Source organism: Aeromonas sp. CD (assembly GCF_033349375.1).
In the GTDB taxonomy this organism is placed as follows: domain Bacteria; phylum Pseudomonadota; class Gammaproteobacteria; order Enterobacterales; family Aeromonadaceae; genus Aeromonas; species Aeromonas hydrophila.
In genome coordinates this window covers 724,509-746,773 of the sequence record NZ_CP137631.1, presented here as the reverse complement: position 1 = coordinate 746,773, position 22,265 = coordinate 724,509, and the positions used below count along the sequence as shown (strand labels likewise).

Annotated in this window: 23 protein-coding genes; 3 read left to right on the top strand and 20 right to left on the bottom strand. The window is 60.9% G+C overall.

What is annotated here, in order from left to right; translation table 11 throughout:
- Positions 1-41: 41 nt before the first annotated feature.
- Genes R2E40_RS03465 through R2E40_RS03450 form a run of 4 tightly spaced genes read right to left on the bottom strand, consistent with a single transcriptional unit; the run spans position 42 to position 4,403 of the window.
- Positions 42-2,141, bottom strand: coding sequence for a prepilin-type N-terminal cleavage/methylation domain-containing protein (locus R2E40_RS03465; protein WP_318164773.1), 2,100 nt, complete (start codon positions 2,139-2,141; stop codon positions 42-44).
- A 12-nt stretch (positions 2,142-2,153) separates the two neighbouring features.
- The gene (locus R2E40_RS03460; protein WP_318164772.1) at positions 2,154-3,251 is read right to left on the bottom strand and encodes a PilX N-terminal domain-containing pilus assembly protein; all 1,098 of its coding nucleotides are present in this window, start codon (positions 3,249-3,251) and stop codon (positions 2,154-2,156) included.
- A gap of 1 nt (position 3,252) precedes the next feature.
- The gene (locus tag R2E40_RS03455; RefSeq protein ID WP_318164771.1) at positions 3,253-3,876 is read right to left on the bottom strand and encodes a prepilin-type N-terminal cleavage/methylation domain-containing protein; all 624 of its coding nucleotides are present in this window, start codon (positions 3,874-3,876) and stop codon (positions 3,253-3,255) included.
- Positions 3,867-4,403: a GspH/FimT family pseudopilin gene (locus R2E40_RS03450; RefSeq protein ID WP_045529158.1), complete on the bottom strand. Its 537-nt coding sequence runs from the start codon at positions 4,401-4,403 to the stop codon at positions 3,867-3,869. The genes R2E40_RS03455 and R2E40_RS03450 overlap by 10 nt, the downstream gene beginning before the upstream one ends.
- Before the next feature lie 94 nt (positions 4,404-4,497).
- On the opposite strand from R2E40_RS03450, the gene R2E40_RS03445 reads away from it, so the two are divergent.
- Positions 4,498-4,884 carry a type IV pilin protein gene (locus R2E40_RS03445; protein ID WP_016349434.1) on the top strand — a complete coding sequence of 129 codons (387 nt, stop codon included), beginning with the start codon at positions 4,498-4,500 and terminating at the stop codon, positions 4,882-4,884.
- 4 nt (positions 4,885-4,888) lie between these two features.
- Here R2E40_RS03445 and tppA read toward each other — a convergent pair whose 3' ends face one another.
- From tppA to ribF, 11 genes are all read right to left on the bottom strand, one after another.
- Positions 4,889-5,290, bottom strand: a complete 402-nt coding sequence (gene tppA, locus R2E40_RS03440; RefSeq protein ID WP_024944566.1) for a type IVa pilus pseudopilin TppA — start codon at positions 5,288-5,290, stop codon at positions 4,889-4,891.
- 8 nt (positions 5,291-5,298) lie between these two features.
- Positions 5,299-8,652, bottom strand: a complete 3,354-nt coding sequence (locus tag R2E40_RS03435) for a pilus assembly protein (RefSeq protein ID WP_318164770.1) — start codon at positions 8,650-8,652, stop codon at positions 5,299-5,301.
- Positions 8,653-8,663: 11 nt separating this feature from the next.
- Entirely contained in the window at positions 8,664-9,140 is a 477-nt protein-coding gene (locus R2E40_RS03430; RefSeq protein WP_080688822.1) for a PilX N-terminal domain-containing pilus assembly protein, read from the bottom strand.
- Between the two features lie 10 nt (positions 9,141-9,150).
- Positions 9,151-10,245, bottom strand: coding sequence for a PilW family protein (locus R2E40_RS03425; RefSeq protein WP_318164769.1), 1,095 nt, complete (start codon positions 10,243-10,245; stop codon positions 9,151-9,153).
- Positions 10,242-10,655, bottom strand: coding sequence for a type IV pilus modification protein PilV (tppB, locus tag R2E40_RS03420; protein ID WP_219312829.1), 414 nt, complete (start codon positions 10,653-10,655; stop codon positions 10,242-10,244). The genes R2E40_RS03425 and tppB overlap by 4 nt, the downstream gene beginning before the upstream one ends.
- A complete protein-coding gene (gene tppE, locus R2E40_RS03415; protein ID WP_011704647.1) occupies positions 10,652-11,155 on the bottom strand; it encodes a type IVa pilus pseudopilin TppE in 504 nt (167 codons plus the stop codon). Before tppE ends, tppB begins: the two co-directional genes overlap by 4 nt.
- A 261-nt stretch (positions 11,156-11,416) precedes the next feature.
- A complete protein-coding gene (gene ispH / locus R2E40_RS03410) occupies positions 11,417-12,352 on the bottom strand; it encodes a 4-hydroxy-3-methylbut-2-enyl diphosphate reductase (RefSeq protein ID WP_318164768.1) in 936 nt (311 codons plus the stop codon).
- Positions 12,352-12,804 (bottom strand): FKBP-type peptidyl-prolyl cis-trans isomerase, encoded by a 453-nt coding sequence (gene fkpB / locus R2E40_RS03405; protein ID WP_318164767.1) that lies wholly within the window; start codon positions 12,802-12,804, stop codon positions 12,352-12,354. The genes ispH and fkpB overlap by 1 nt, the downstream gene beginning before the upstream one ends.
- The gene (gene lspA, locus R2E40_RS03400) at positions 12,801-13,304 is read right to left on the bottom strand and encodes a signal peptidase II (protein ID WP_318164766.1); all 504 of its coding nucleotides are present in this window, start codon (positions 13,302-13,304) and stop codon (positions 12,801-12,803) included. The genes fkpB and lspA overlap by 4 nt, the downstream gene beginning before the upstream one ends.
- The gene (gene ileS / locus R2E40_RS03395) at positions 13,304-16,165 is read right to left on the bottom strand and encodes an isoleucine--tRNA ligase (RefSeq protein WP_318164765.1); all 2,862 of its coding nucleotides are present in this window, start codon (positions 16,163-16,165) and stop codon (positions 13,304-13,306) included. Before ileS ends, lspA begins: the two co-directional genes overlap by 1 nt.
- The gene (gene ribF, locus R2E40_RS03390) at positions 16,165-17,139 is read right to left on the bottom strand and encodes a bifunctional riboflavin kinase/FAD synthetase (RefSeq protein WP_017409028.1); all 975 of its coding nucleotides are present in this window, start codon (positions 17,137-17,139) and stop codon (positions 16,165-16,167) included. The genes ileS and ribF overlap by 1 nt, the downstream gene beginning before the upstream one ends.
- On the opposite strand from ribF, the gene R2E40_RS03385 reads away from it, so the two are divergent.
- Positions 17,044-17,241 carry a hypothetical protein gene (locus R2E40_RS03385; protein ID WP_162183721.1) on the top strand — a complete coding sequence of 66 codons (198 nt, stop codon included), beginning with the start codon at positions 17,044-17,046 and terminating at the stop codon, positions 17,239-17,241. The two genes, ribF and R2E40_RS03385, sit on opposite strands and share 96 nt — an antisense overlap.
- 42 nt (positions 17,242-17,283) lie before the next feature.
- Here the strand turns inward: R2E40_RS03385 and murJ are convergent, their stop codons facing one another.
- A complete protein-coding gene (murJ, locus tag R2E40_RS03380; RefSeq protein WP_318164764.1) occupies positions 17,284-18,849 on the bottom strand; it encodes a murein biosynthesis integral membrane protein MurJ in 1,566 nt (521 codons plus the stop codon).
- 191 nt (positions 18,850-19,040) lie between these two features.
- Between murJ and rpsT the strand changes: the two genes are divergently transcribed.
- On the top strand, positions 19,041-19,304 hold the full coding sequence (gene rpsT, locus R2E40_RS03375; RefSeq protein ID WP_005308808.1) for a 30S ribosomal protein S20: 264 nt from the start codon (positions 19,041-19,043) through the stop codon (positions 19,302-19,304).
- Positions 19,305-19,354: 50 nt separating this feature from the next.
- Here rpsT and R2E40_RS03370 read toward each other — a convergent pair whose 3' ends face one another.
- Genes R2E40_RS03370 through nhaA form a run of 4 tightly spaced genes read right to left on the bottom strand, consistent with a single transcriptional unit; the run spans position 19,355 to position 22,220 of the window.
- On the bottom strand, positions 19,355-19,657 hold the full coding sequence (locus R2E40_RS03370; RefSeq protein WP_016349423.1) for an ArsR/SmtB family transcription factor: 303 nt from the start codon (positions 19,655-19,657) through the stop codon (positions 19,355-19,357).
- Between the two features lie 49 nt (positions 19,658-19,706).
- Positions 19,707-20,639, bottom strand: coding sequence for a transcriptional activator NhaR (gene nhaR, locus R2E40_RS03365; RefSeq protein ID WP_017409027.1), 933 nt, complete (start codon positions 20,637-20,639; stop codon positions 19,707-19,709).
- Entirely contained in the window at positions 20,626-21,033 is a 408-nt protein-coding gene (locus R2E40_RS03360) for a hypothetical protein (RefSeq protein WP_270812846.1), read from the bottom strand. Before R2E40_RS03360 ends, nhaR begins: the two co-directional genes overlap by 14 nt.
- Positions 21,030-22,220: a Na+/H+ antiporter NhaA gene (nhaA, locus tag R2E40_RS03355; RefSeq protein WP_318164763.1), complete on the bottom strand. Its 1,191-nt coding sequence runs from the start codon at positions 22,218-22,220 to the stop codon at positions 21,030-21,032. The genes R2E40_RS03360 and nhaA overlap by 4 nt, the downstream gene beginning before the upstream one ends.
- Positions 22,221-22,265 lie beyond the last annotated feature (45 nt).

The window sequence follows — 22,265 nt, the reverse complement described above, 5'->3', positions numbered from 1 at the left end:
AATGATAAAGAAAAGGCGCTGGCTGTGCCAGCGCCCAAGGCTCAAGGGGTGCAAGTCAGGCTAGTCGCGTTGGTCACTCCATTGTCCACCAGCAGTGAACAGGGGCCGCTCAACACCTGATTGTTGGACTGTTGCGTCATCTGCACGCTGAAGGAGGCTGGCTGCAACATATAGGTGGTGCTGCCCTGGTTGGAATAGGCGAGGTTGATAGCCAGCGTCGAGTTCGCTGGGGCCGTACACAGATAAGCTGCGGGCTGGTTGTTGGCCTGCGGATAGTCGATGCGGCAGGTCGCCCCGGAGTTGGGAGTCGTGATGCTCAGCCTGTTGAACGTATTCTTGCTACACGCTACCGGTGGGGGATTCTTGCCACCCGTCCCTCGGGTCAGACACTGGATCCAGCCACTGACACTGACGGTCGGTACCGTCTGCGATCCTGTATCCACCTTGACCAGCATATCCGCCGTCTGCGCCAGCGACTGGTCCCGTGGCGAGATGAGCGAAGCCGTGATGCCGGAATTCCCCTGATAGGCAGTGACACGCACGGTGACGCTCTGCAGCACCTGGTTGCTGTCCTTGGTCGATTTCTTCGCCGTCATGTAGCCGCGGCTGTAACTGCCGAAATAGTAGTTGTTGAGATCCACCACCGTCTTGACCGTCTCGTTGGTGACAGCGGCATAGTCGGTGGCATTGCCCGTCAGCAAGTTCTGCGGGGCCATGGCCCACTCCGCCAGCATGGTCAGGTTGATGTCCTGAAACGGTACCTTGGTCAGATAGTCCACTGCACTGGTATCAATCCCCACCAGATAGACAGGGTCGAGCACATCCACATAGATGCCGCGGGCGATGAGCTGCGCCGTACCCGTATTGACGGTGATCCCGGTCGTGGTATCGCCCCCGGCTTCCGCGTTGGTAGCCAACCAGGCTGAAAAATCGGTGATGGTCGGCAAGGTGGCGGAGGCCCCCTGGGTCCAGTTCAGGGTCGACTTCTGCCAGTCGATGTAGGTCTTGACCACATACTTGATGTATTTCTGATAACTGGCCTGGTTCGCTGGTTTGGCCAGGAAATCGGCCGTGGTTACCACTACCTTGACCAGGTTCCAGTCAGGCAGGGGGCGATAATAGCCATCCAGCCGGACAAAACGGCAGGCATCCACGTACTTGCCGCTGTTCGCCGTGCTGAGGCTGCTGCTGTAGCGTACCCGGCTGGTGTTGAGCGGAGCATAGAAGTTGGTGAAGCTGGAGCCACTGCCATCGAAGTGATCCTTGCAGCAGCTGGTACAGAGCGTCGGCTGGCCATTGACGCTGCTGTCGAGCGTCCCCGTGGTCTTGGTCTGCAGCGAGCCTGCCTTCCAATAGAGCTGGTTGCTGGCTGAACTGTAGGCCTGACCCGGCAGATAGGCGCTCAGGCTGGAGCCATAACTGCAAGAACAGGAGACGGATGCCATGTCCTGCAGCACCTGCTGGGTGTTGCCACCCGCTGCGGGTTTGTAAGTCACCGTCTCGAACTGGACCAGCTTGCCCACCAGACCATCTTTGGATGTCACGGTCGGCAGTGGCTTGCTGGTCTCCTGTTTGTTGCCATCCCCCAGTTCCACCGAGATGACGTCAGGTGCCACCCCGGGTGTGTAGTTGACCTTGGGGCCTTGCCTCGCCGTATTCAAACCGCCATCCAGCTGATCGGAGCTCAAGGATTCGATGGGTGAAACATTGCCGGCCAGTTGCAGCGCCTGAGCCTGCCCTTCACTGTCCGTCCACCCGACGTTGACCGTGATCGCCTTGCGGCCCGGGTAACTCAGGCGATAGCCCGCCGGTGCCACGTTCTGCCAGGTTGAGCCATTCAGATACTGATTGGTCACCGTCCATCCCACCGAGTAAGCCTCACCCGACAGAGTCACGGCCGCACTGGCCGAGGCTATCTGGTTGTAGGCCGTCAGCGGCGCGGTTGCACTCACCACCCCATTGAAATTGCGAAACTCATCCAGCTTGGACTCCGCCAGTCGCATCGCCGTCTCATAACGCCGGCCATCCTGCGAAACCGTCAGCGCCGACTTGGACATGGCGACCAGGCCAACAATACCCACTCCCAACACCACCAGCGTGATCAGGATCTCCAGCAGGCCAAATCCTTTTTGCCCTTTCATCTCCATATCCCCTTACCAGTCTCGCCAGCTGCCGGGCACCTGATTGACGATCTGGAATGCGGCTCCATTCGAGATGTTGCTCAGGACATCGGCATCATACTTGGCATCGTAGGTACCGTTGGCGTTGCCCAGTTGATAGTTGGAGACCATGGCGCCATGCACGATGGCCCCACCGGTCAGCTTCACGTCCGTCCCGGCGGCTGCGGGGTTGGATGAGTAGGCAAATACCAAGCCATACAGCACCGTATTGCCGTTGACCGCCAGATTGCCATTGCGCACGATGAGAATCACAGGCGCCGTTGCGGAGCCGACATTGGAGGAGGGCTTGCAATCCCCATCCACAATGATGAGTCCAGTTGAGGCAGGACCAAGCGAGCTGCAGTCTGTCAGCTTCTGGGTCGCCCTTGCCTCCAGATTGGCCCAGCCATTGGCATCATCCTTTTCATTGAACAGATACCAGACCAGGTCGGTCGGGAAGGCAGTATCGTTGTCCTTGATATCCGGCTGCTTGTCCCCCTTCTGACTGATGTTGGCCGAACAGCCGCCGTCGTAGTCCCCCTGATGACAGGTCTGCCCGGTCCCCGTTATCAGGTCGACATTGCCGCTGGTCCAGACCGACAGTGGTACTCCCAGCCCGCCACCATTGGGATTGGCCACTATGGTGAAGTTGCCGCCAACCGCCATGCCACCGGCCACGGTCAGAGGCGCGGCAGGAGAGCCGGCCAGTACGCTGAAACGTACGACCTTGGTTTCGACTGCCACCTGGGCCTGACTGTTGCTGAGAGTCGCCTGGGAACGAACCCTTATCGGCGTCACGACCACCGACCCCACCGTGATAGCTGTATCGTCAGAAGATGACAGGGTATAGCTTCCCGTGGTCAAGGTAGTCGTGGCCCCGCTGGTCCTCCAGCTCGGGTCCAGCGTCAACCTCCCCAGTCCATCGGCCAGACCCACTTCCGCCATTGCCATAGCCTGACGATAGAGCACCTCGTTGAGGGTCACTCGCCGATCTGCCACCAGCATCTTGCCCACCAACAGTGAAATGCCCAGCAGGATCAGCACCAGCAACAAAGTGATGGTGAAGGTGGTAAAACCGGCTTGTCGGCTCATGTCAGTACCCATCATTGCGCAGTTTGATATCCCGCTGCAGATTCAGCGTCAGTGCCGGCGTGGTCTTGAACCGCCCGCTCACCATCAATTGCAGCGCCCTCGCCCCACTGACCTGACTGCTTGGCAGGAGCCTGAACGTCATGGCGGTGATTTCTACGGTATCGTCGCTGGAGATCAGACTGCCATTGCCACAGGTCGTGGTACCGGTCCCCTGTTTGATCCCCTTGTCAGCACTGCTGTAGCTGTAAATCAGGGTGTCATCACTGCTCAGCACTCCGTTTTCATCGTTGTCATAGCGCACCCTGATACAGGTATACAGGCCGGAACCCGTCGCGGTTTCACTCATCAGATCCGCTGCCGCATCAAAATAGAAACTGGATCGGCTGCCAGAAGGGGCGGCAAGAAACTGGGTGGCGTTGGCGTCATACCCCGCCCGCTGGATGTCTCGTGCCATCATGTCCGTCAGTAACTGAACTTCCTGGTTCAGGCGGCTGGTCTGCATGGCGGTGTAATTGGCCTTGAGAATGGTGGCAAACAGCGAAATGACTGCGGCCACCAGCAGCAAGCCCGCCACCATGGCCACCATCAGCTCGACCAGGTTGAAACCCCGCACTTTCAGTTGCATGCCACCTCCCCCGCCAGGTTGCTGACGGCACAGGTACGTACCCGCCCAAGGTTGTTGGTGACAACCTTCATACTGGCGGCCGAGGAGCTCACCGTGATGCTGCCGCTTGGCAAGGTACCGCGCCGGGGGGAGAAGCTGATGGGACGTATCTGGCTTGAGGACTCCGTGTAGGTGCCCGTCAGAATGATCCCGGGAAATTCACTGGCATCAGCGCCTTTGCGTCCCTCGATGCTGGAACAGGTGTCGCTGCAACTGGCGCAACTGCCATCGATGCTGATGCGATAGCACCAGCTGTCGGTACCGCTGTTGAACAGGATCATTTGCAAATTGCTGTTGCGTTTGAGCGCTTCGGACTTGAGCAGCATCATGTCGGTGTAGACCGCCTGGGTGGCCGCCTTGACCATCTGATCCTGGCGCAGGGATTGATAACTGGGGATGGCCACAGTCAGCAGCAGGGCGACCAAGGACAGGGCAACCATCAGCTCTATCAGGGTAAAACCGGCGGATCTGCCCTTTCTGCCTTCCATCAGCTCAAGACTCCTTTCTTTTTGCACGTGCCAGTAGGGTCGACTGTCAGTACTATCCTATAGTATCAACCTGTTTCACGAAGCATGCCGCCCCATGAGAATCAAACAGTCCGGAATCACCTTGCTTGAACTGATCGTCGTGGTCGCCATCGTCGCCATCATAGCGTCTGTTGCCTATCCCAGCTTCACCGATGGCTTGCGCAAATCCCGCCGGGCCGAAGCGCTCAAGGGCTTGCTCAGCATGCAGCTGAAACAGGAAGAGTTCCGGGTTTCCAATACCAGTTACAGCGCCACCCCATCCCAGGTGGGCAACCCCACCAGCAGCTACTACGACTTTTCCATTTCAGGTGCTACCGCCACCGGCTATACCCTGATTGCCACCAGCAAGGGGGCACAGGTAGGCGACAAGAGCGGCAGCACCGCCTGCGATACACTGACCCTCAACAAGGCAGATACCAAGACTCCTGCCGCCTGCTGGTGACAGACTACCAGCACTCGGCTGCCGTCATGCTGGCCATCGACACCCCCTGCTGTCCACCCTGGTCAAGGGTCAGCAGGCCGCAAGGATCGCCGTTCATCACTCCGGTCGGGATCGCCGTCAGGGTATAGCTGGCGCCGCTGGCATTGAGCGCCAGATTGTAATAGGCAGTCCCGCCATCCCTGGGCAAGGTAGCCAGCCCGGCGGAGGCCAGGTTGCCACCATCATAGTTGCCGTCGGCGGTAAACTGTCGCTCCATGTATTGCGCCGCCTCCAGCAGGGCGGCCTTGGCCTCTGCCCGCTTGGCAGAGGCCATGTAGCTGTTGTAACTGGGATAGGCGATCACGGTCAGAATGGCCATCACGGCTACCGCAATCATCAGCTCCATCAGGGAAAATCCGCGTTCCATCTCCACCTCTACTCCAGTTGCAACCAGGACTGGCGACCACCCAGATCACCCGCCCCCTCTTCCAGCGTGACCGAAATGTTGCCGCTGGAGCCACTGATGTACTTGCGCTCCATGTCGGCATCTTCCACCACGCTCGGCGTCGTGGTGAGCTCGTCAAACTGCTTGCCGCTGACCGGCACCTTGATGTCGTTGCCGCCACTGTCCTTGATCCCCACATAGTCGTCATCGTTCACGGCTCCATCGCCATTGACGTCGAACACCGAGTAGGTCAAACGCGCCCCCGAGACAGGATCCAGCTCCATCAACCAGGAGCGTCCACCGAAGTCACAGGCGTCCGCCGAGGGGATCAGGGTGTTGAAGATCAGCCGCTTATTGCGATAAAGCATCTCTGAAACGGCTCGCTCCCCCACCCCCTTGCTCAACGCAGGGGATTTGAGCACCAGATACCACCCTTTCTGGCTGGTGTAGTTGACTGCCGTGTTGGACACCACCCTGACATTGAACTTGATGGTGGTGCCATTGGCGGAATACTCGTGGGTAATGCTCTGCTGCAACAGCTGGTTGCTGAGCACGCTAGCCCCCGTATCCCAGATGCCGTAGACGGCCTCCAGCCTGGGAGTTGCCGGCAGCAACTTGTCGTCATTGGTGAAATAGCTGCCCGTTCCCATCAGCACCATGATGCCCCCCTTGGGATGACGGATGGCCAGCGGGCGCATGGTGACGGGTTGACGCGTACTGGCGGAGCAGGTCCCGTTGCACGCCTGAAACAGCGGTTTTGGCTTGTTGCCGGTCTTGAAGGCACTCCCCCACTGGGCGCTGTTGTTGTCGGTCAAATCGAATTTCCACAGATTGCCCTGCAGATCGCCGGCGTAGACATAGTCCGCCACCCGGTCGCCATCCTCGTCTACCGGCAAGGGGGATGAGAGACCATTGGGCTCGCTGGCCGAGCCCACCTGGGTATCTATCTCCTTGATCACCGCGCCGGTCGCCAGATCCAGCACGAACAGGCGCGCCGTTTGGCTGGTGCTGTTGTAGCCGTTGGCCACCAGCGCCACCCATTTGTTGCCGGATTTGACCCGAACCAGGGTCGGCGCGGCCAGCGCCACCCCCATCTCGGTATTGGTAAACTCCCACAACATCTTGTCGGCGGTGAAGTTGTCCGGCGCCGTCACGTCGATGGCAAACACGGCCTTGCCACCGGCACCGGTCGATCCCAGCAGCACGGTTTTCCAGCTGCTGCCAAGATAGGCATCGCCCACCTTGGCTGTGCCATCGACATAGTAACGATGGCTGTAATCCGGCTTGGTCAGCAAGCTCAGATCTCCCAACAGGCTGGCAGGGATGTAGGCCAGGGTCTCCACCCCGTTGGCGACCCTGAAACCGTGCAGCATGCCGTCATTGGCCCCCACGTAGAGCATGGGTGTACGGCTGCGAATAGCCGTCGAACCGAGGAAACTCAGATAACCGTCCCGCTCCGCCTGGGTCAGGCCGGTGGCGCTGCCGTAGCCGTAATCCCGGCTGCCGACATAGACGGGATCCGAGTTGATGATGTCCCCCAGCAAATCGCTGCGGCTGCGAAACAGACCACCATTGCTCTGCTCGCGACTGCGATCGCCGCGCAAGTAGGCAACCCGGCTTTCCCCCTGGCTGTCGCCGGCAAGGTTGAACAGGGCACGGTTGGTGGCATTGAGATCGGCCCAGGTGAAGGGAATGCCGACCCCGTTTTGTCGAGTAAAGATGCTGCGGGAGGTGTGTGCCGGGATCAGGGTTGCGGCATCCCAGGCCATGTTGCCCAGCGACCCATCGCTGTTGAGGGGGATGGAGATAAGTTGCCCCGACCAGTCGCCGCTGTTGTAGCGGGCCTGGTAGATGTGGGTATTGCTGTCCAGCCGGGTGGCGTTGGCGGTCACCGAGCTGGCGGAGCTGTTGCGGGCCGCGATCTGGGCCAGGGTGCTGCTCAGGGCTGCGGCAAAGATGTCGGGGTCGCCCGCGCTGAAAAAGCTGCCCTTGCTGTTGAGTGCCGCGTGCCACAGATCATCGATCTTGTACTCCGGAATGTAGGTCGCGTTCTTGTACTCCTTGTCATCCGGATCATGGGGATTGGGCCAGCTGTTCGGGATGCCGTTGGCCGGATTGAGTGACCCGTTGACCCCGAGTCCAACGGTAAAGTTGACCAGATGCTGCCAGTTGGCGGGATCCGCCGTGCTGGTCGGCACCTTGTCGGCCAGATCGGCACGCAGGTCGGTTTTCCAGTATTTGTAGGCCACGTCGGCCAGGGTATTGCTGTAGCCATCCTTGTCCAGATCCCCTACCGAGGGGGTATCCCCGTTCCAATAGCCATCGGTCATCAGGATGTTGTAGCTCTGCCGGCAGGTGAGGTGGGGCAAGGTGCTGCCGGCACTGGCCGCCCAGGGACCGTTGTTGTCGGTGCGGGAGAAGTACTCCCCCACATCCTTCAGGCTGGTGCGCAGCGGCGTGCCGGCGGCCGGAATATCGCGGCTGTAGAGATCGCTGAAAAAAGCGCTGCGATCGGTGCCGGAAAAAGGCGCTACCCCACGGATCACGCTGCCGCTGGCGTTGATGGTGGCAAACCCCACCCGCAGGGCCTGCCCCTGGCTTGCAAAAGCACGGCCGACCCCGGCACGAGCCGCCAGGATCCGGGAGCGGTAGTAGGTGTACCAGTTGGCGAAGTTCTGGATCTCCTCGTCATAGGTACAAACGGGGGCGCTCTTGCAATCGCTGCGATTCGGGCGCCCGCCATAGGTACTGCCGGACTTTATCTCCACCCGGGTATAACTGCCCACCTTCTTCACGTCGCCACTGCCCTTGTAGGCAAAGTAGACGGCAGGCCAGAAGGTTTCATCGTCGTTGTAATCGGTGGAAGAGAACCCGGTGTAGTAACGCAGGGACTTGGAGCGGTTGTTCTTGGTCAGATCACGACAGCCGGCGGCGGTGTTGAAGGGGTTGTGCGGTGCACAGCTGATGCTGGCATTCGCCATCAGGGTACCGTCCGCCTTGGCCCAGGGCCGATAGCTCTGCTGCGGGTTGTAGTAGAGTTTGTTGTTGTTGCTCGAGCGGGTATAGGCGTTGCGGTCGTTGCTGCTGGTGAAGGTCACGGTCCGGTTGTCATAATCCTCGCTGCCATAGACATTGTCGGCTCTGGGATAGACGTAACGGGCGCTGTTCTCGATCAACCCCTCCGGCATCAACTCGAAGTGCATCGAACCTGAGTCATCGAGGCTGAACATGATGTTGGGTTCGGCCCGGGTACCCAGATAGAGGGGAACCTGGGCGATGTCGAGGGCCGCCTGCACCTGGGAGCAGAGCAGCAGGGCCGAGAGTCCGTAGCCAGATGCACGCATGGGTTGTTCTCCTAGCGGCTGTAGGTCGATTGCAACAGCACCCGGCTCTCGTCCGAGAGTCCGAATCCCCTTGCCGTGATGCGATAGAGGCGGCGCTCGCTGATGGGCTCGTCAACCGCCAGACTCTCGTTGCTGCCCTGGGTATAGGGCAACCGCTCGATGAAATATTCGGGGGCCCGTCCGGTCAGGCCGCTATTGGCATAGGTACGCCAGGCCGTGGAGGGAGAGGCGGGGTCCACCGCCACGCTGACGAACTCATAGAGGCCGGCACTGTTGTCGTAGGGGCCTGAGCTGCCCGCCTCCAGATAGCGCTCGGCAGCACGCAGCGCCGCCTCCGCCGCCTGCAGCGCCTGCTGTGACTCCTTCTGGTTGCCCGCCATCTTCTCCTGCAGCAGGGCGCTCTGCATGCTGGCCATCGCCAGCAGGCTCACCACAGCAAGAAAAATCAGGCTGATAACCAACGCCATTCCCCCTTGTCGAGCCATCATGCCTCCCTCCTCATGGCAGCCGGTTGCGCAGGGCGACCGTGGTTTCGGCCACCCAGTACCAGTGATTGTCGACAGCCTGGAAGGTGGCGCCGGCAAAGCTGATGGCCTGCGGATCCGATACCACATTGCCCTGACCGCTGCGCATCAAGAGCTGAACGCCGATCCCCAGCACGTTGTCCCAGTTCGGGTTGCTGGCGGCGCTCACATAGCGATCCGCCGCCCGATCCCGGTTCTGATCCTCGCCGAAGGTCAGCTGAACATCGGTGACCCCGTCCACCAGCAGCATGCCCGCAGCCAGACCGCTCTTGCGATACAGGGCATAGGGCGCGTTGGCAGAGGGGCGGGCAATGTAATAGATCCGGGTCTCCATCCGGCTCAATACCGAGCCGGCACCGAAGCGCTCCTCGACCGGGCTGCTGGCGCCGCCCCAGGAGCTGACGGCATTGCCCGGGGTGTATTTGTTGTCGTTGGAGTGGCCGATATTGACCTCGCTGCCGCCCCCCACCACCTGGGTCTGGGTGATCTGGAAGATCCGAGCCTTCTGACAGTCGGACACCATGACGATGTCCCCCTCGCACAAGTCGCTGTAGCCTTGCTTGCCGGTACCGCAGTAGTTGGCCTTGCTGGAGAGTTGCTGCACGAACAGCTGGGCGGCGCTGTTGTTGCGAGTGACCGGCACCCCGGCGCCGGTCGGCCCCTGCACCAGCAGCACGTCGGTTCCCGCTTTGGGTTTGGGCTCGGCAGCGGTAAACAGGGCCGACAACGCCGTGGGCAGCGTCGCAGTGACATTGTCATAGCCGCGCAGATAGACGGTGAAGTTGTAGGGCAGCGCCGTACCACCGTTAAGGGTGTTGGTGATATTGACCCCCTGCTTGCTGAGGCAGCCCTGGTAGCCCACCATCCGCAGCTCCTGCTGCAGCAGGTTGACGGCAAACCGTCTGTCCTCCTGAACCCGGGCGATGGCCTCGCCGGTCAGATAGGTTTTGTGGTTGCCAAGCAGCACCTGAATGATGACCCCGACCGTCAGCAGTGACAGCAGCAGGGCGATCATCACCTCTACCAGACCGACACCGGCCTGACGCAACAAGGTGCGCCGCCCGCTCACAGATCCGTCCTCAGGGTCATGCTGCGCAGCGCAGGCTCGGTAGCCAGCCGGCTGGCATTCCACTGGATGGTGATGGTCGCCTGCCCGGCACTGACGGCAATGGCCCCGTCACCGCCCGGCAGGCCGGTCAGCGCCTGCTTCCAGTACTGCACATCCTGTATCGCCATCGAGCTGCCGGAGACGGCCTGCCCCAGCCCGACATTGTATTGGCCGAGCAGGGCCGCGCTGCGATTGGCCCGCATCATGTCGGTGATCATGTAGCCGAACTGGGTCGCTTCAGTGCGGGTGAGCGCCGATTGATTGCTCTTGAGCGCCTGCAACTGCAGGGTCGCCATGCCGAGAATGCCGATCGACAGCACCAGCACGGCAATCATGATCTCAAGCAGAGATACCCCCTGATGTCGTTTCATATGCAGCTGGTCTCCACGATGGATGGGCGCCCGGCCGGGGTGATAGTGATGTCGCGCGATGCCTCTTGGGCACACTCCGGCGGCTGCAGAGAGAACACCAGCGCCACCTGCTGACGCCCGTCGAGAAAGCCATTGCCACTGAAGCGGACCAGCGACGTATTGCTGACCAGAGTGCCGGCACCCATGTCGGGAAAGAGCCGCAGCAGTTCGCCGTTGTCGAGGGTGCCGTTGCCGTTGCGATCGACCCAGATCTGCCAGCCCGATTCCCAGTGGTTCTGGGTCAGGTTGCTGGCGGTTGCGGAAAGCGTGACCGCGGTATTGCGGCGAATGGCTTCGGAGCGGGCGAGGTTGATGGCGGCCACGAAGTTGTTGGCCTGGCTGGTCAGCGTCATGTTGCGCAATATCGCGCTAAAGGAGGGAACTCCCAACGTCAGCAGGATAGAGATGAGCGCAACGGTGACCATCAGCTCGATGAGGCTAAAACCTGAACGCAAAAACATCCTGTTTCGCTCTGATTTTGTCGGGGAGGCTCGTTCGCATATCCATGTGCCATCAAGCCAGATGAGAAGATCATCAGCAGTCTAGACCGCAGACCTTCGCTTGCAATTCAATCTACTCAGATCTTGGACATACATCATCAAATTTCGCTGCAATCTCGCCACAAAGCGGGCAACAAGAGTCATAAGAATCGCCCATGAAAAAGCCACCTCACAGGAGGTGGCTCAGGCACTCATGGCACTATCCCGCACGGGACGGCTGACTCAAAGGATGCGCAGCTCCGGCGGCACCTCAAACACCACGTTTTCTTCACGACCGGGATGCTCGGCCACCACCTTGCCGCCCAGCTCGCGCAGGCGCGTGATGACCGACTGCACCAGCACCTCGGGGGCGGAAGCACCGGCGGTGACACCGATCGCCTCTACTCCCGCCAGCCAGTCGGCCTCGATCATGGAGGCGTCGTCGATGAGATAGGCTTTGGCGCCCACCTTCTCGGCCAGCTCCCGCAAGCGGTTGGAGTTGGAAGAGTTGCGCGACCCCACCACCAGCATGGCGTCCACCAGCCCCGCCATCTCCCGCACCGCGTCCTGGCGGTTCTGGGTGGCGTAGCAGATGTCGTCCTTGCGCGGCCCCTGGATCTTGGGAAAGTGGAGACGCAAGGCATCGATGACGTCCGAGGTCTCGTCCACGCTGAGGGTAGTCTGGGTGACGAAGCAGAGGTCATCCGGGTTCTTCACCTTGAGCTTGGCCACATCTTCCGGCGTCTCCACCAGATACATGCCCCCCTCGCGATTCTCGTACTGCCCCATGGTGCCGATCACCTCGGGGTGACCGGCATGGCCGATGAGCACGGCCTCGGAGCCCTTGCGACTGGCGCGATGGACCTCCATGTGCACCTTGGTCACCAGCGGGCAAGTCGCATCGAACACCTTGAGGGCACGGGACTTGGCCATCTCGCGCACCGCCTTGGAGACGCCGTGGGCGGAGAAGATGACGATGCTGTCGTCCGGCACCTCATCCAGCTCTTCGACGAAGATGGCGCCCGCCTCCTTGAGCTTGTTCACCACGTAGCGGTTGTGCACCACCTCGTGACGGACATAGATGGGGGCGCCGAACTTCTCCAGCGCGCTCTCGACGATGCTGATCGCCCGGTCGACACCGGCACAGAAACCACGGGGATTGGCCAGAAGAATATTCATCAGTGAACCGCTTCCTCGTCATCAACCCCCAGGATCTCCACCTCGAACGTGACGGTGTGACCGGCCAGGGGATGGTTGAAATCGACCGTCACCGACATCCCTGCCACCGCCCGGATGATACCCGGCAGCTCGCTGCCGTTGGGCTGGTCGAACAGGATGATGGTGCCGACCTTGGGCTCTACATCGGCACCGAACTTGGCGCGGTCCAGATGGTAGATGTTGTCGGGATTGGAGAGGCCGAAGGCCTCTTCCGGTGCCAGCGTGAAGCTCTTGCTCTCCCCTTCGCGCAGCCCCAGCAGGCACCGCTCGAAACTGGAGGTCAGACTGCCATCGCCCATCCGCAGGCGGGCAGGCTTGCCTTGCAGCGCAGTGCTGTCGGCCACCGAGCCATCTTCCAGCTTGATGGCGAAGTGGAACAGCACGCTGCTGTCTGCCGCAATCGGCTGGCTCATGGCATCACATCCTTCTTCTTCTCACTGCGAAAACCGTCCAGCACTATCATGGCTGCGCCGATGAAGATGAAGCTGTCCGCCAGGTTGAACGCCGGCCAGTGGGCGCGCTGCCAGTAGAAATCGAGGAAGTCGACCACGTGGCCCAGCACCAGCCGGTCAAACACGTTGCCGAGCGCCCCACCGATGATCAGCGAGTAGGCGATGCCGCTCCAGCGCTGAGCGACGGACTGCTTGCGCAGCCAGTGGATCAGCAAGCCGCAGATGGCAAACGCCAGCACCGCGAAGAACCAGCGCTGCCAGCCGCCCTGATCGGCCAGGAAGCTGAACGCCGCCCCCTTGTTGTAGACATGGACCAGGTTGAAGAAGGGGGTGATCTCCACCCCCGGGTAGCCAAATGGCAGCAGCTTGACCACGGCGAGCTTGCTCGCCTGGTCCAGTACAAAGGCCAGCACTGCCAGCCACAGCCAACGCAGGCCGCTTTTATGGTGAGTCATGTTCATCAGGCAAATTGACGAGTTTCGCCGTCACCCTCGACGTTGGTGACGCAGCGGCCACAGATCTCTTCGTGACCCGCGATGGTGCCCACGTCTTCCACATGGTGCCAGCAGCGGTCACACTTGGCGGCGGCAGACTGGGCCACACTCAGCCACAGGTCGTCGCGCTCGGTCGCCACGGCGTCTGCCGGGGCGGCATCGACGCTGACAACCTTGGCCTTGGAGGTGAGCAACACGAAGCGCAGCTCATCGGCCAGGGCGTTCAGACGCGCAGCCAGTGCCGGCTTGGCGAACAGGGTCAGCTCGGCCTGCAGGGAGCCACCGATGCGTTTCTCGCCACGAGCCACTTCCAGCGCCTTGTTCACTTCACCGCGCACGGTGAGGATCTCGGCCCAGAAATCGTCGTTGAGGGTTTCACCCGCTTCCAGCCCGAACAGGCCGTCGTACCACTCCTCGGTGAACACGAACTCACCGCGCTCACCCGGCAGCAGCGCCCAGATCTCGTCGGCGGTGAAGCTCATGATCGGCGCCATCCAGCGCACCATGGCTTCGGCGATGTGATAGAGGGCGGTCTGGCAGGAGCGACGGGCCAGGCTGTCGGCCTTGGCGGTGTACTGACGGTCCTTGATGACGTCCAGGTAGAAGGAGCCCATCTCGATGGAGCAGAACTGCATCAGCTTCTGGGTCACACCGTGGAAGTTGTACTCGTCGAACGCCGCCATGATCTCGGCCTGTACCGCTTTGGCACGCCCCACGGCCCAGCGATCCACCACCACCATGTCGGCAGGCGCCACCATGTCGGTCGCCGGATTGAAGCCGTTCAGGTTGGCCAGCAGGAAGCGGGCAGTGTTGCGGATGCGGCGATAGGCGTCGGCAGAGCGCTTGAGGATCTCGTCGGAGACGGTCATCTCGCCGGTGTAGTCGGTGCTGGCGACCCACAGACGCAGGATGTCGGCACCCAGCTTGTTCATCACGTCCTGCGGGCTCACCACGTTGCCGATGGACTTGGACATCTTGCGACCCTGGCCATCCACGGTGAAGCCGTGAGTCAGCACCTGGTTGTAGGGAGCCTTGTCTTTCATCGCCACGCCGATCATAAGGGAGGACATGAACCAGCCGCGGTGCTGGTCAGAGCCTTCCAGATACATGTCGGCCGGGTTGCCGTTGAACTCGGGACGGGCATCGACCACGGAGGAGTGGGTCGAACCAGAGTCAAACCAGACGTCCAGGGTGTCGGGCACCTTGTCGTACAGGTCGGCGTCGCTGCCCAGCAGCTCGGCCTTGTCCAGATCCCACCAGGCCTGAATGCCGGACTGTTCGACCCGCTTGGCGACTTCGTGCATCAGGCGCACGGATTCCGGGTGCAGTTCCTGGGTCTCCTTGTGAACAAACAGGGAGATGGGCACACCCCAGGTACGCTGGCGGGAGATACACCAGTCAGGACGGTTCTCGACCATCGCCTGAATGCGGTTTTTACCCCAGGCCGGCACCCAGCCGCTCTGGCCGTGCTGTTTGATGCCGTCTTGCTCGATGCGCTCGATCTCTTCCAGCGCACGCTGCCGCAGACCCTTCTGCTCCATGCTGATGAACCACTGCGGGGTGGCACGGAAGATGATCGGGGTCTTGTGACGCCAGCAGTGCGGGTAGGAGTGGTTGAACACCTTGTGGTGCAGCAGGGCGCCGCGCTCGGTCAGCACCTCGACCACGGAGGCGTTGGCCTTGAACACGTGCTGGCCGGCAAACAGTTCGGTATCCGGCAGGTACACTCCGTTGCTGCCAACCGGGTTGGCCACTTCCAGACCGTACTTCTGACCGACCACGAAGTCTTCCTGACCGTGACCAGGGGCGGTGTGCACGGCACCGGTACCGGCATCCAGGGTGACGTGGTCACCCAGCACCACAGGCACGTCGAAGCTGTAGAAGGGGTGGTTGAAGCGCAGCAGCTCGAGTGCGGCGCCCTTGGCGTAGCCCAGGTTGTGGAACTGCTCGATACCGGCGCGGTCCATCACGTCCTTGACCAGCTCGGCGGCCAGGATCAGGCGCTCAGGATGCTCCCCTTCCACCTGTACCAGCGCATAGTCCAGATCGGCGTGCATGGCGATGCCGCGGTTGGCGGGCAGGGTCCAGGGGGTGGTGGTCCAGATCACGGCAGAGATCGGGCCCTTGCCGGTGTGGCCTTCGGCGCAGTCAAACTTGGCGGCAACGCCCGCCTCGTCGACGGCCTTGAAGCGCACGTCGATGGAGGGGGAGTTCTTGTCGTAGTACTCCACTTCGGCTTCCGCCAGGGCGGAGCCGCAATCGGTACACCAGTGCACCGGCTTGGAGCCTTTGTGCAGGTGACCGTTTTCAACGATCTTGGCCATGGAGCGGATGATGTTGGCTTCGGTGCCAAAATCCATGGTCAGGTAGGGGTGTTCCCAGTCACCCAGCACGCCCAGCCGGATGAAGTCGGCCTTCTGCGCTTCGATCTGGGTCTTGGCGTATTTGCGGCACTCGGCGCGGAACTCGGCTGCGGAGACCTTCTCGCCCGGCTTGCCGACCATGCCTTCCACTTTCAGTTCGATGGGCAGACCGTGGCAATCCCAGCCCGGCACATAGGGGGAGTCGAAACCGGAGAGGCCCTTGGACTTGATGATGATGTCTTTGAGGATCTTGTTGACCGAGTGACCGATGTGAATGCTGCCGTTCGCATAGGGGGGGCCATCGTGCAGAATGAACGAAGGCTTGCCCGCTTTGGCGCGGCGAATGGCGCCGTAAAGATCCTGATCGTACCAACGTTTCAGCATGTTGGGTTCGCGCTTGGCCAGATCGCCACGCATCGGAAACTCGGTTTCCGGAAGATTCAGGGTGTGTTTATAGTCGCTCATCAGTCCTGGGTTCCCTTCTTTTCTAAAAGAGTGCTGGGTAAATGGAGTAGTGGCAGCCCGAACCAGGCTCGGGCCGCCAGGGCATCTCGTTCGATCTGCTCTTTCAAGGCGGTGAAAGAGGCAAACTTCTGCTCTTCGCGCAGCTTGTGGCGAAGCAGCACCTTGACCTGTTGACCATATAGGTCGCCAGAAAAATCAAATAGATGTACTTCCAATCTGGCTTGTGTACCGCTCAAGGTCGGCCGTACACCCACATTGGCGACACCGGGGAAGGTCTTGCCGGAACATAACACTTCCACCGCGAACACGCCACCGACCGGGATCACCTGGCGCTTGAGGGCCAGATTGGCGGTGGGAAAACCTATGGTGCGGCCCAGCTTGTCACCGTGGGCCACCCGGCCGCTGATGGTATAGGGGCGGCCGAGCATCAGCTCCACCTCCGCCATGCGGCCGGCCGCGAGGGCCTCGCGCACTAGCGTGCTGCTGACCCGCTGACGGGACAACTGGAAGCTCTGGGTGCTGATCACCTCGAAACCGAAGCGCCGACCGGCCTCTTCCAGCAGGTGGAAGTCCCCTTCCCGCCCCTTGCCGAAACGAAAATCGTCGCCCACCACCAGATAGTGCACGCCGAGTTTCTCCACCAGCAGTTGCTCGATGAAGGTGGTGGCGGACTGCTCGGCGAAGCGATGATTGAAGCGCACACAGAGCATGCGATCGATCTGCATCCCCTTGAGCGCTTCATACTTCTCCCGCAGGCGGCTGAGGCGGGCCGGCGCCGCAGCCCCGGCAAACAGCTCCAACGGCTGCGGTTCAAACAGCATGACGCAGGCCGGCAGGCCCAGTTGGGCTGCTTTTTCCTGCAGACGAGACAGCACGGCATGATGACCCTGATGAACCCCATCAAAGTTGCCAATGGTCAATACACACCCCCGGTGACGGGGCTTGATATTGTGAATACCGCGGATAAGCTCCATCAATGCCTTGTGCGTCGCTGCTATGAAAATCGCCGGATTATATATCAGGCGGCACTCTGGGTCAGCCCTGTTGCTGACCCGATTTCAGCCATCCCGCCCTGATTGCTGGCTCAGGCGGGACTTCAATCGCCATGGCGCGCCGACTCAGTCGTCCCGCCCTGCTCTCAGATCTTTTGGCCGAATGCCCAGCGCCAGCAGGACACCGGCATAGATGGCGCCCCCCAGCACCAGCAGCATGGTCAGCTGCATGCTCGCCTTGCTCATGTGCCAGGCGCCCCATTGGGCCAGATCCGGCGAGAGGTAGAGGAGCACGCCTCCCATCAGCAGACTTGCGGTCAACAGCTTGAGGCAGAATACCCCGGTGTGGCGGGAGGGCCGGTAGACGTTCTGCTGATGGAGCCCCTTGAACAGCAGGGCCGCGTTCAGCGTGCCCGAGCAGGCAGTCGACAGCGCCAGCCCCACGTAACCGAGCGGATAGATGAAGATGAGGTTGCAGGCCATGTTGGCCGCCATCGACATCATCCCGATCCGTACCGGGGTGCGGGTATCCTGGCGGGCGTAGTAGCCGGGGGCCAGCACCTTGATCAACATCAGCGACAGCAGGCCCGTGGTGGATGCCAGCAGGCTGGCGCTGGACATGCTCACCTCGTGCAAGCCGAACTCACCGCGCATGAACAGCACTCGCAGAATGGGTTCGCGCAGCACGGCGATCCCGACCATGGCGGGCAGGCCGAGCAGCATCACCATCCGAACCCCCCAGTCCATGGTGCGGGAAAAGTCGGCCGGATCGGCATCCACGTGTTTTTTGGCCAGTGCCGGCAGGATGACGGTGCTGATGGCGACACCGAACAGGCCGAGCGGGAACTCCAGCAGTCGGTCAGAGTAATAGAGATAGCTGATGGCGCCGGTCGCCAGGAACGAGGCGAGCATGGTGTTGACCAGCAGGTTGATCTGGCTGACCGAGACCCCGAACAGCGCCGGGATCATCAGGGTGCGGATCTTCACCACCCCGGGATGATGCCAACCCCACTTGGGCCACACCAGCATGTTGATCTGGCGCAGGAACGGGAACTGGAACAGGAACTGCACCAGACCGCCGAGGAAGACACCGATGGCCAACGCCAGTTCGGGGTTGTCCAGCCAGGGCGAGATCCACCAGGCGGCGGCGATCATGGTGATGTTGAGAAAGATCGGCGTGAAGGAGGAAACCCCGAAGCGGCCGAAGGTATTGAGGATGGCCCCCGCCATGGCGGTAAAGGTGATGAACCAGAGATAGGGGAAGGTGATCTTGAGCATCAGACTCGCCATCTCGAACTTCTCGGCCGCAGGCCCGCCGTGCAACCAGTCCCAGAACCAGCCCCAGCCGAACAGGGCGGTCAGCACGCCGGAGCCCAGCACCCCGAGCAGGGTGACCACGGTGACGATCCCCCCGAGGGTGCCCGCTACTGCGGCCAGCAACTCGCGCACTTCGCTCTCGTCGCCCTTTTTCTTGTACTCCGTCATCACGGGAACAAAGGCCTGGTTGAAGGCACCTTCGGCGAACAGACGACGCAGAAAGTTGGGAATGCGGTTGGCAAAGAAGAAGACGTCTGCGGCCGCCCCGGCACCGAGCAGATTTGCGATGACCACATCGCGCACCAAGCCCATCACGCGGGACGCCAACGTCATTCCGGACACTATCATGCCGGATTTGATCAATTTCTTACTCAAGACGAGGCCTCTGGAACTGTCGGAAAGAAAAGAATGCTGTTAGAATCGGCCGACAGTTTAACCGTCTCCCATCTGACACACCACCGGGGGGCGGTGTTTATTTGCACAAATCATTTGACAATATGTGGTTGAGAAGGCATATTTCCGGGCCTTTTCAATACACTCGCTAAGACAGTTTTAGGAGTTTTACCTTGGCTAACATCAAATCTGCTAAGAAGCGCGCTCTTCAGTCAGAGAAACGTCGTCAGCACAACGCCAGCCGTCGTTCCATGACCCGTACCTACCTGAAGAAAGTCATCGCTGCCATCGCCTCTGGCGACAAGGCTGCCGCGACTGCCGCTTTCGCTGTTGCTCAGCCGATCATGGATCGTATGGCGACCAAAGGCCTGATCCACAAGAACAAAGCTGCTCGTCACAAGAGCCGCCTGTCTGCCCAGATCAAAGCTATGGCTTAATTCAGCATCTGCTGAACAAAGCTAAAAAAACCGGCCTTCGTGCCGGTTTTTTATTTCTGTTCGCTGCAGTACAACTTGTGCAGCAATCCTATCATCTCGCGCACCTCGTGGCTGCGCAGCGAATAGTAGACCGTCTGGGCCTCCTTGCGCGTCTCCACCAGTTCATCCCGCCGCAACACAGCCAGATGCTGTGACAATGCCGACTGGCTCAAACCGAGCCGCTCGTTGAGCTCGCCCACCGACAGCTCCCGCTCCAGCAGCTGACACAGGATAAACAAGCGCCGCTCGTTGGCCAGCGCCTTGAGCAGAGCGACCGCCCGGCTTGCATTTGCCTCCATCTCTTCCAGTTGCATCTCATTCCCTCTCGTTCGAGGCAAGAATCATACTCTGTGGCCCGTCGATTTAAAATGACAGGGTTGCCGGTTGAATCGTGGTGAAATCCTCCTGACCGGCAAACAGAAAGGAGAAATCGCTCTCGCATACCCGTTTTACCGCCGGATGCTGGATCATCCGCTCGGCAAAGATGACGTAGTACTCCTCCATCAGATCCTGGGTCTCCCCCAGCAGCATCACCTCCTCCCCTTCCAGGATCTCCTCCCGATAGATGGTAGGAGCCATGAAGATGCCCTGGTTGAAGAAGCCGAATGCCTTCATCAGGGCCGCATCGTCAAACTCGCCGAGGATGCTGGGCGATACCCCCTGCTGCTCGAACCACTGGGTCAGCTGGCGCCCCATGGCGGTGCGCCGGCCCGGGATCAGCAGCTTGCGCTCCTCCAGACAGGCGGGAAAAGGGAGCGATGGCAGCGGCGCCTTGCAGAAGAAGCTGACCCCGCAGCCACCGAGTCGCTTGGAGAGCAGGCCAGCGTGCTGGCTGGAGTCCACCGGACAGTCCGACAGGATCATGTCGAGCTTGTGTTCGCTCAGCTGTTCCAGCAGCAACTCGTGGGTCGATTCGAAGCAACGCAGGTGGATAGAACCGTCGTTGGGGATGACGGAGAGCAGTACCCGGCTGGCAAGACGTTTGGAGAGCGCATCGGCGATGCCGACGTCGAACAGGATCTGGCTCTCCTTGCGGTAGTTGACGATATCCAGCATCTCGTAGGAGAGGCTGAACATCTTGTCGGCATAGCGAAACACCAGCTGACCCAGCTCGGTCGCCTCGAGGGAACGCCCTTTGCGCATCAACAGCTTGCCGCCCAGGCGCTGCTCCAGCAGCTTGATCTGACCGGTCACGGTCTGCGGCGTCAAGAAGAGGGCTTCTGCCGCTTGCGTGACGGAGCCCTTCTTCTGAGTCATCCAAAAATAGTAGAGGTGATTGTAGTTAAGGTGTGACATCCGATGGGGTTCCCGCGCTGCGCGGACTCCGGTAGCAACTGAGTTCAGCCGCCAGAATGTCATACATGTCGCTGATCGAGTCAACCTTGTTCGCGTCGAACTGCGCCTGCAGATGGGCCTTGAGGCGGGCCGGATCCGGCATCCGCTCCCCGCAGTAACGCTTGTTGGACTGTTTGACCCGCTCGCCAGCCCGGCTGCTCAGCGCCCGCTCGGCGAAGGTCTCGCCAAACTGGGCCTTGGCCTGCTTGTCCCCCAGCATCAGGGCGCTGTCGACCACCCCGTTGAGGTAGGCCGAGCAGCCGGCCGAGGCCGCATCCTGCTGGCAATCCCGCAGACTGCCGGCCCAGGCCGTCTGGCTCAGCGCCAGCAAGGCCAGCCATCCTAGTCTTTTCATAACCCCTCCGTGCTTTGGTCGGCCTCCCGGTTCGGGAGCGCCATGCGCAGGGCGAGATAACCGACGATCGCCGCCAGAGTCGATCCCACCAGGATCCCGAGGCGCGAATAGCTGCCGTAATCCAACCCGCCGTGCTCGAAGGCCAGCGAAGCGATGAACATCGACATGGTAAAGCCGATGCCACACAGGATGCTGACCGCGAAGATCTGTTTGAAATTAACCCCGTTGGGCAATTGGGCAATGCCGAGCTTCACCGCCAGCCAGCTGATGGTGAACACCCCGAGCGGCTTGCCGATGAACAGCCCCAGCATGATGCCGAGTGGTACCGGGCTCAGCAGGGCAGAGAGACCAATCCCCTCCAGCGACACCCCGGCATTGGCAAAGGCGAACAGCGGCAGGATCAGGTAGGCACTCCAAGGGTGCAGGGCATGCTCCAGCTGCTTGAGCGGCGAGGCATAACGCTTGCCGTTGAGCGGGATCATGAAGCCCACGATGACCCCGGCCAGAGTCGCATGGACGCCAGATTTCAGCACCGCCACCCAGAGCACCAGCCCGACCAGCATGTAGAGGCTGATCCGATCCTCGCCGCGGCGGTTCATCCACAGCAGAGTCAGGGTCGCCAGGATGCCGATCGCCAGCGCCGTCAGCGACAACTGCTGGGTGTAGAACAGCGCGATGATGATGATGACGCCCAGGTCATCCATGATGGCCAGTGCCAGCAGGAACACCTTGAGGCTCACCGGCACCCGCTTGCCCAGCAGCGCCATCACCCCGAGGGCGAAGGCAATGTCGGTGGCGGCGGGAATGGCCCAGCCGGCGCGCGCCACTTCGTCCGAGTAGTTGAAGAAGGCATAGATGAGCGCGGGCGCCAGCATGCCGCCCACCGCGGCGATGGCCGGGAAGGTGGCCTGCACCCGGGAAGAGAGGGCCCCTTCCAGCATCTCGCGCTTCACCTCGAGGCCGACCAGCAGGAAGAAGACGGCCATGAAGCCATCGTTGATCCAGAGCAGCAGCGGCTTGTTGATGTCGAGGGCGGCGATGCGCACCTGCACCTGGGTATCGAGGAAGGCCTGATAGCTGTCGGCCAGGCCGCTGTTGGCCAGGATCATCGCCAGCATGGCCGCCATGATCAGAATTATTCCGGAGGCGGCCTCCAGCTTGAGGAACTTTTTGATTACGTCGCTCATGGTTAAATTATCCACAGTATTACTTTGTTTTGAGTCTATATCCCA

Excerpts from the sequence above, each read along its gene's own strand:
- R2E40_RS03460 (WP_318164772.1), bottom strand. The coding sequence starts at position 3,251 with ATGAGCCGACAAGCCGGTTTTACCACCTTCACCATCACTTTGTTGCTG.
- ispH (WP_318164768.1), bottom strand. The coding sequence starts at position 12,352 with ATGAATATTCTTCTGGCCAATCCCCGTGGTTTCTGTGCCGGTGTCGAC.
- R2E40_RS03455 (WP_318164771.1), bottom strand. The coding sequence starts at position 3,876 with ATGCAACTGAAAGTGCGGGGTTTCAACCTGGTCGAGCTGATGGTGGCC.
- ribF (WP_017409028.1), bottom strand. The coding sequence starts at position 17,139 with ATGGAGCTTATCCGCGGTATTCACAATATCAAGCCCCGTCACCGGGGG.
- tppE (WP_011704647.1), bottom strand. The coding sequence starts at position 11,155 with ATGTTTTTGCGTTCAGGTTTTAGCCTCATCGAGCTGATGGTCACCGTT.
- tppA (WP_024944566.1), bottom strand. The coding sequence starts at position 5,290 with ATGGAACGCGGATTTTCCCTGATGGAGCTGATGATTGCGGTAGCCGTG.
- R2E40_RS03465 (WP_318164773.1), bottom strand. The coding sequence starts at position 2,141 with ATGAAAGGGCAAAAAGGATTTGGCCTGCTGGAGATCCTGATCACGCTG.
- R2E40_RS03360 (WP_270812846.1), bottom strand. The coding sequence starts at position 21,033 with ATGAAAAGACTAGGATGGCTGGCCTTGCTGGCGCTGAGCCAGACGGCC.
- nhaR (WP_017409027.1), bottom strand. The coding sequence starts at position 20,639 with ATGTCACACCTTAACTACAATCACCTCTACTATTTTTGGATGACTCAG.
- R2E40_RS03445 (WP_016349434.1), top strand. The coding sequence starts at position 4,498 with ATGAGAATCAAACAGTCCGGAATCACCTTGCTTGAACTGATCGTCGTG.
- fkpB (WP_318164767.1), bottom strand. The coding sequence starts at position 12,804 with ATGAGCCAGCCGATTGCGGCAGACAGCAGCGTGCTGTTCCACTTCGCC.
- tppB (WP_219312829.1), bottom strand. The coding sequence starts at position 10,655 with ATGAAACGACATCAGGGGGTATCTCTGCTTGAGATCATGATTGCCGTG.
- R2E40_RS03450 (WP_045529158.1), bottom strand. The coding sequence starts at position 4,403 with ATGGAAGGCAGAAAGGGCAGATCCGCCGGTTTTACCCTGATAGAGCTG.
- R2E40_RS03385 (WP_162183721.1), top strand. The coding sequence starts at position 17,044 with ATGATGACCCTGATGAACCCCATCAAAGTTGCCAATGGTCAATACACA.
- R2E40_RS03435 (WP_318164770.1), bottom strand. The coding sequence starts at position 8,652 with ATGCGTGCATCTGGCTACGGACTCTCGGCCCTGCTGCTCTGCTCCCAG.
- lspA (WP_318164766.1), bottom strand. The coding sequence starts at position 13,304 with ATGAACATGACTCACCATAAAAGCGGCCTGCGTTGGCTGTGGCTGGCA.
- nhaA (WP_318164763.1), bottom strand. The coding sequence starts at position 22,220 with ATGAGCGACGTAATCAAAAAGTTCCTCAAGCTGGAGGCCGCCTCCGGA.
- R2E40_RS03430 (WP_080688822.1), bottom strand. The coding sequence starts at position 9,140 with ATGATGGCTCGACAAGGGGGAATGGCGTTGGTTATCAGCCTGATTTTT.
- ileS (WP_318164765.1), bottom strand. The coding sequence starts at position 16,165 with ATGAGCGACTATAAACACACCCTGAATCTTCCGGAAACCGAGTTTCCG.
- R2E40_RS03370 (WP_016349423.1), bottom strand. The coding sequence starts at position 19,657 with ATGCAACTGGAAGAGATGGAGGCAAATGCAAGCCGGGCGGTCGCTCTG.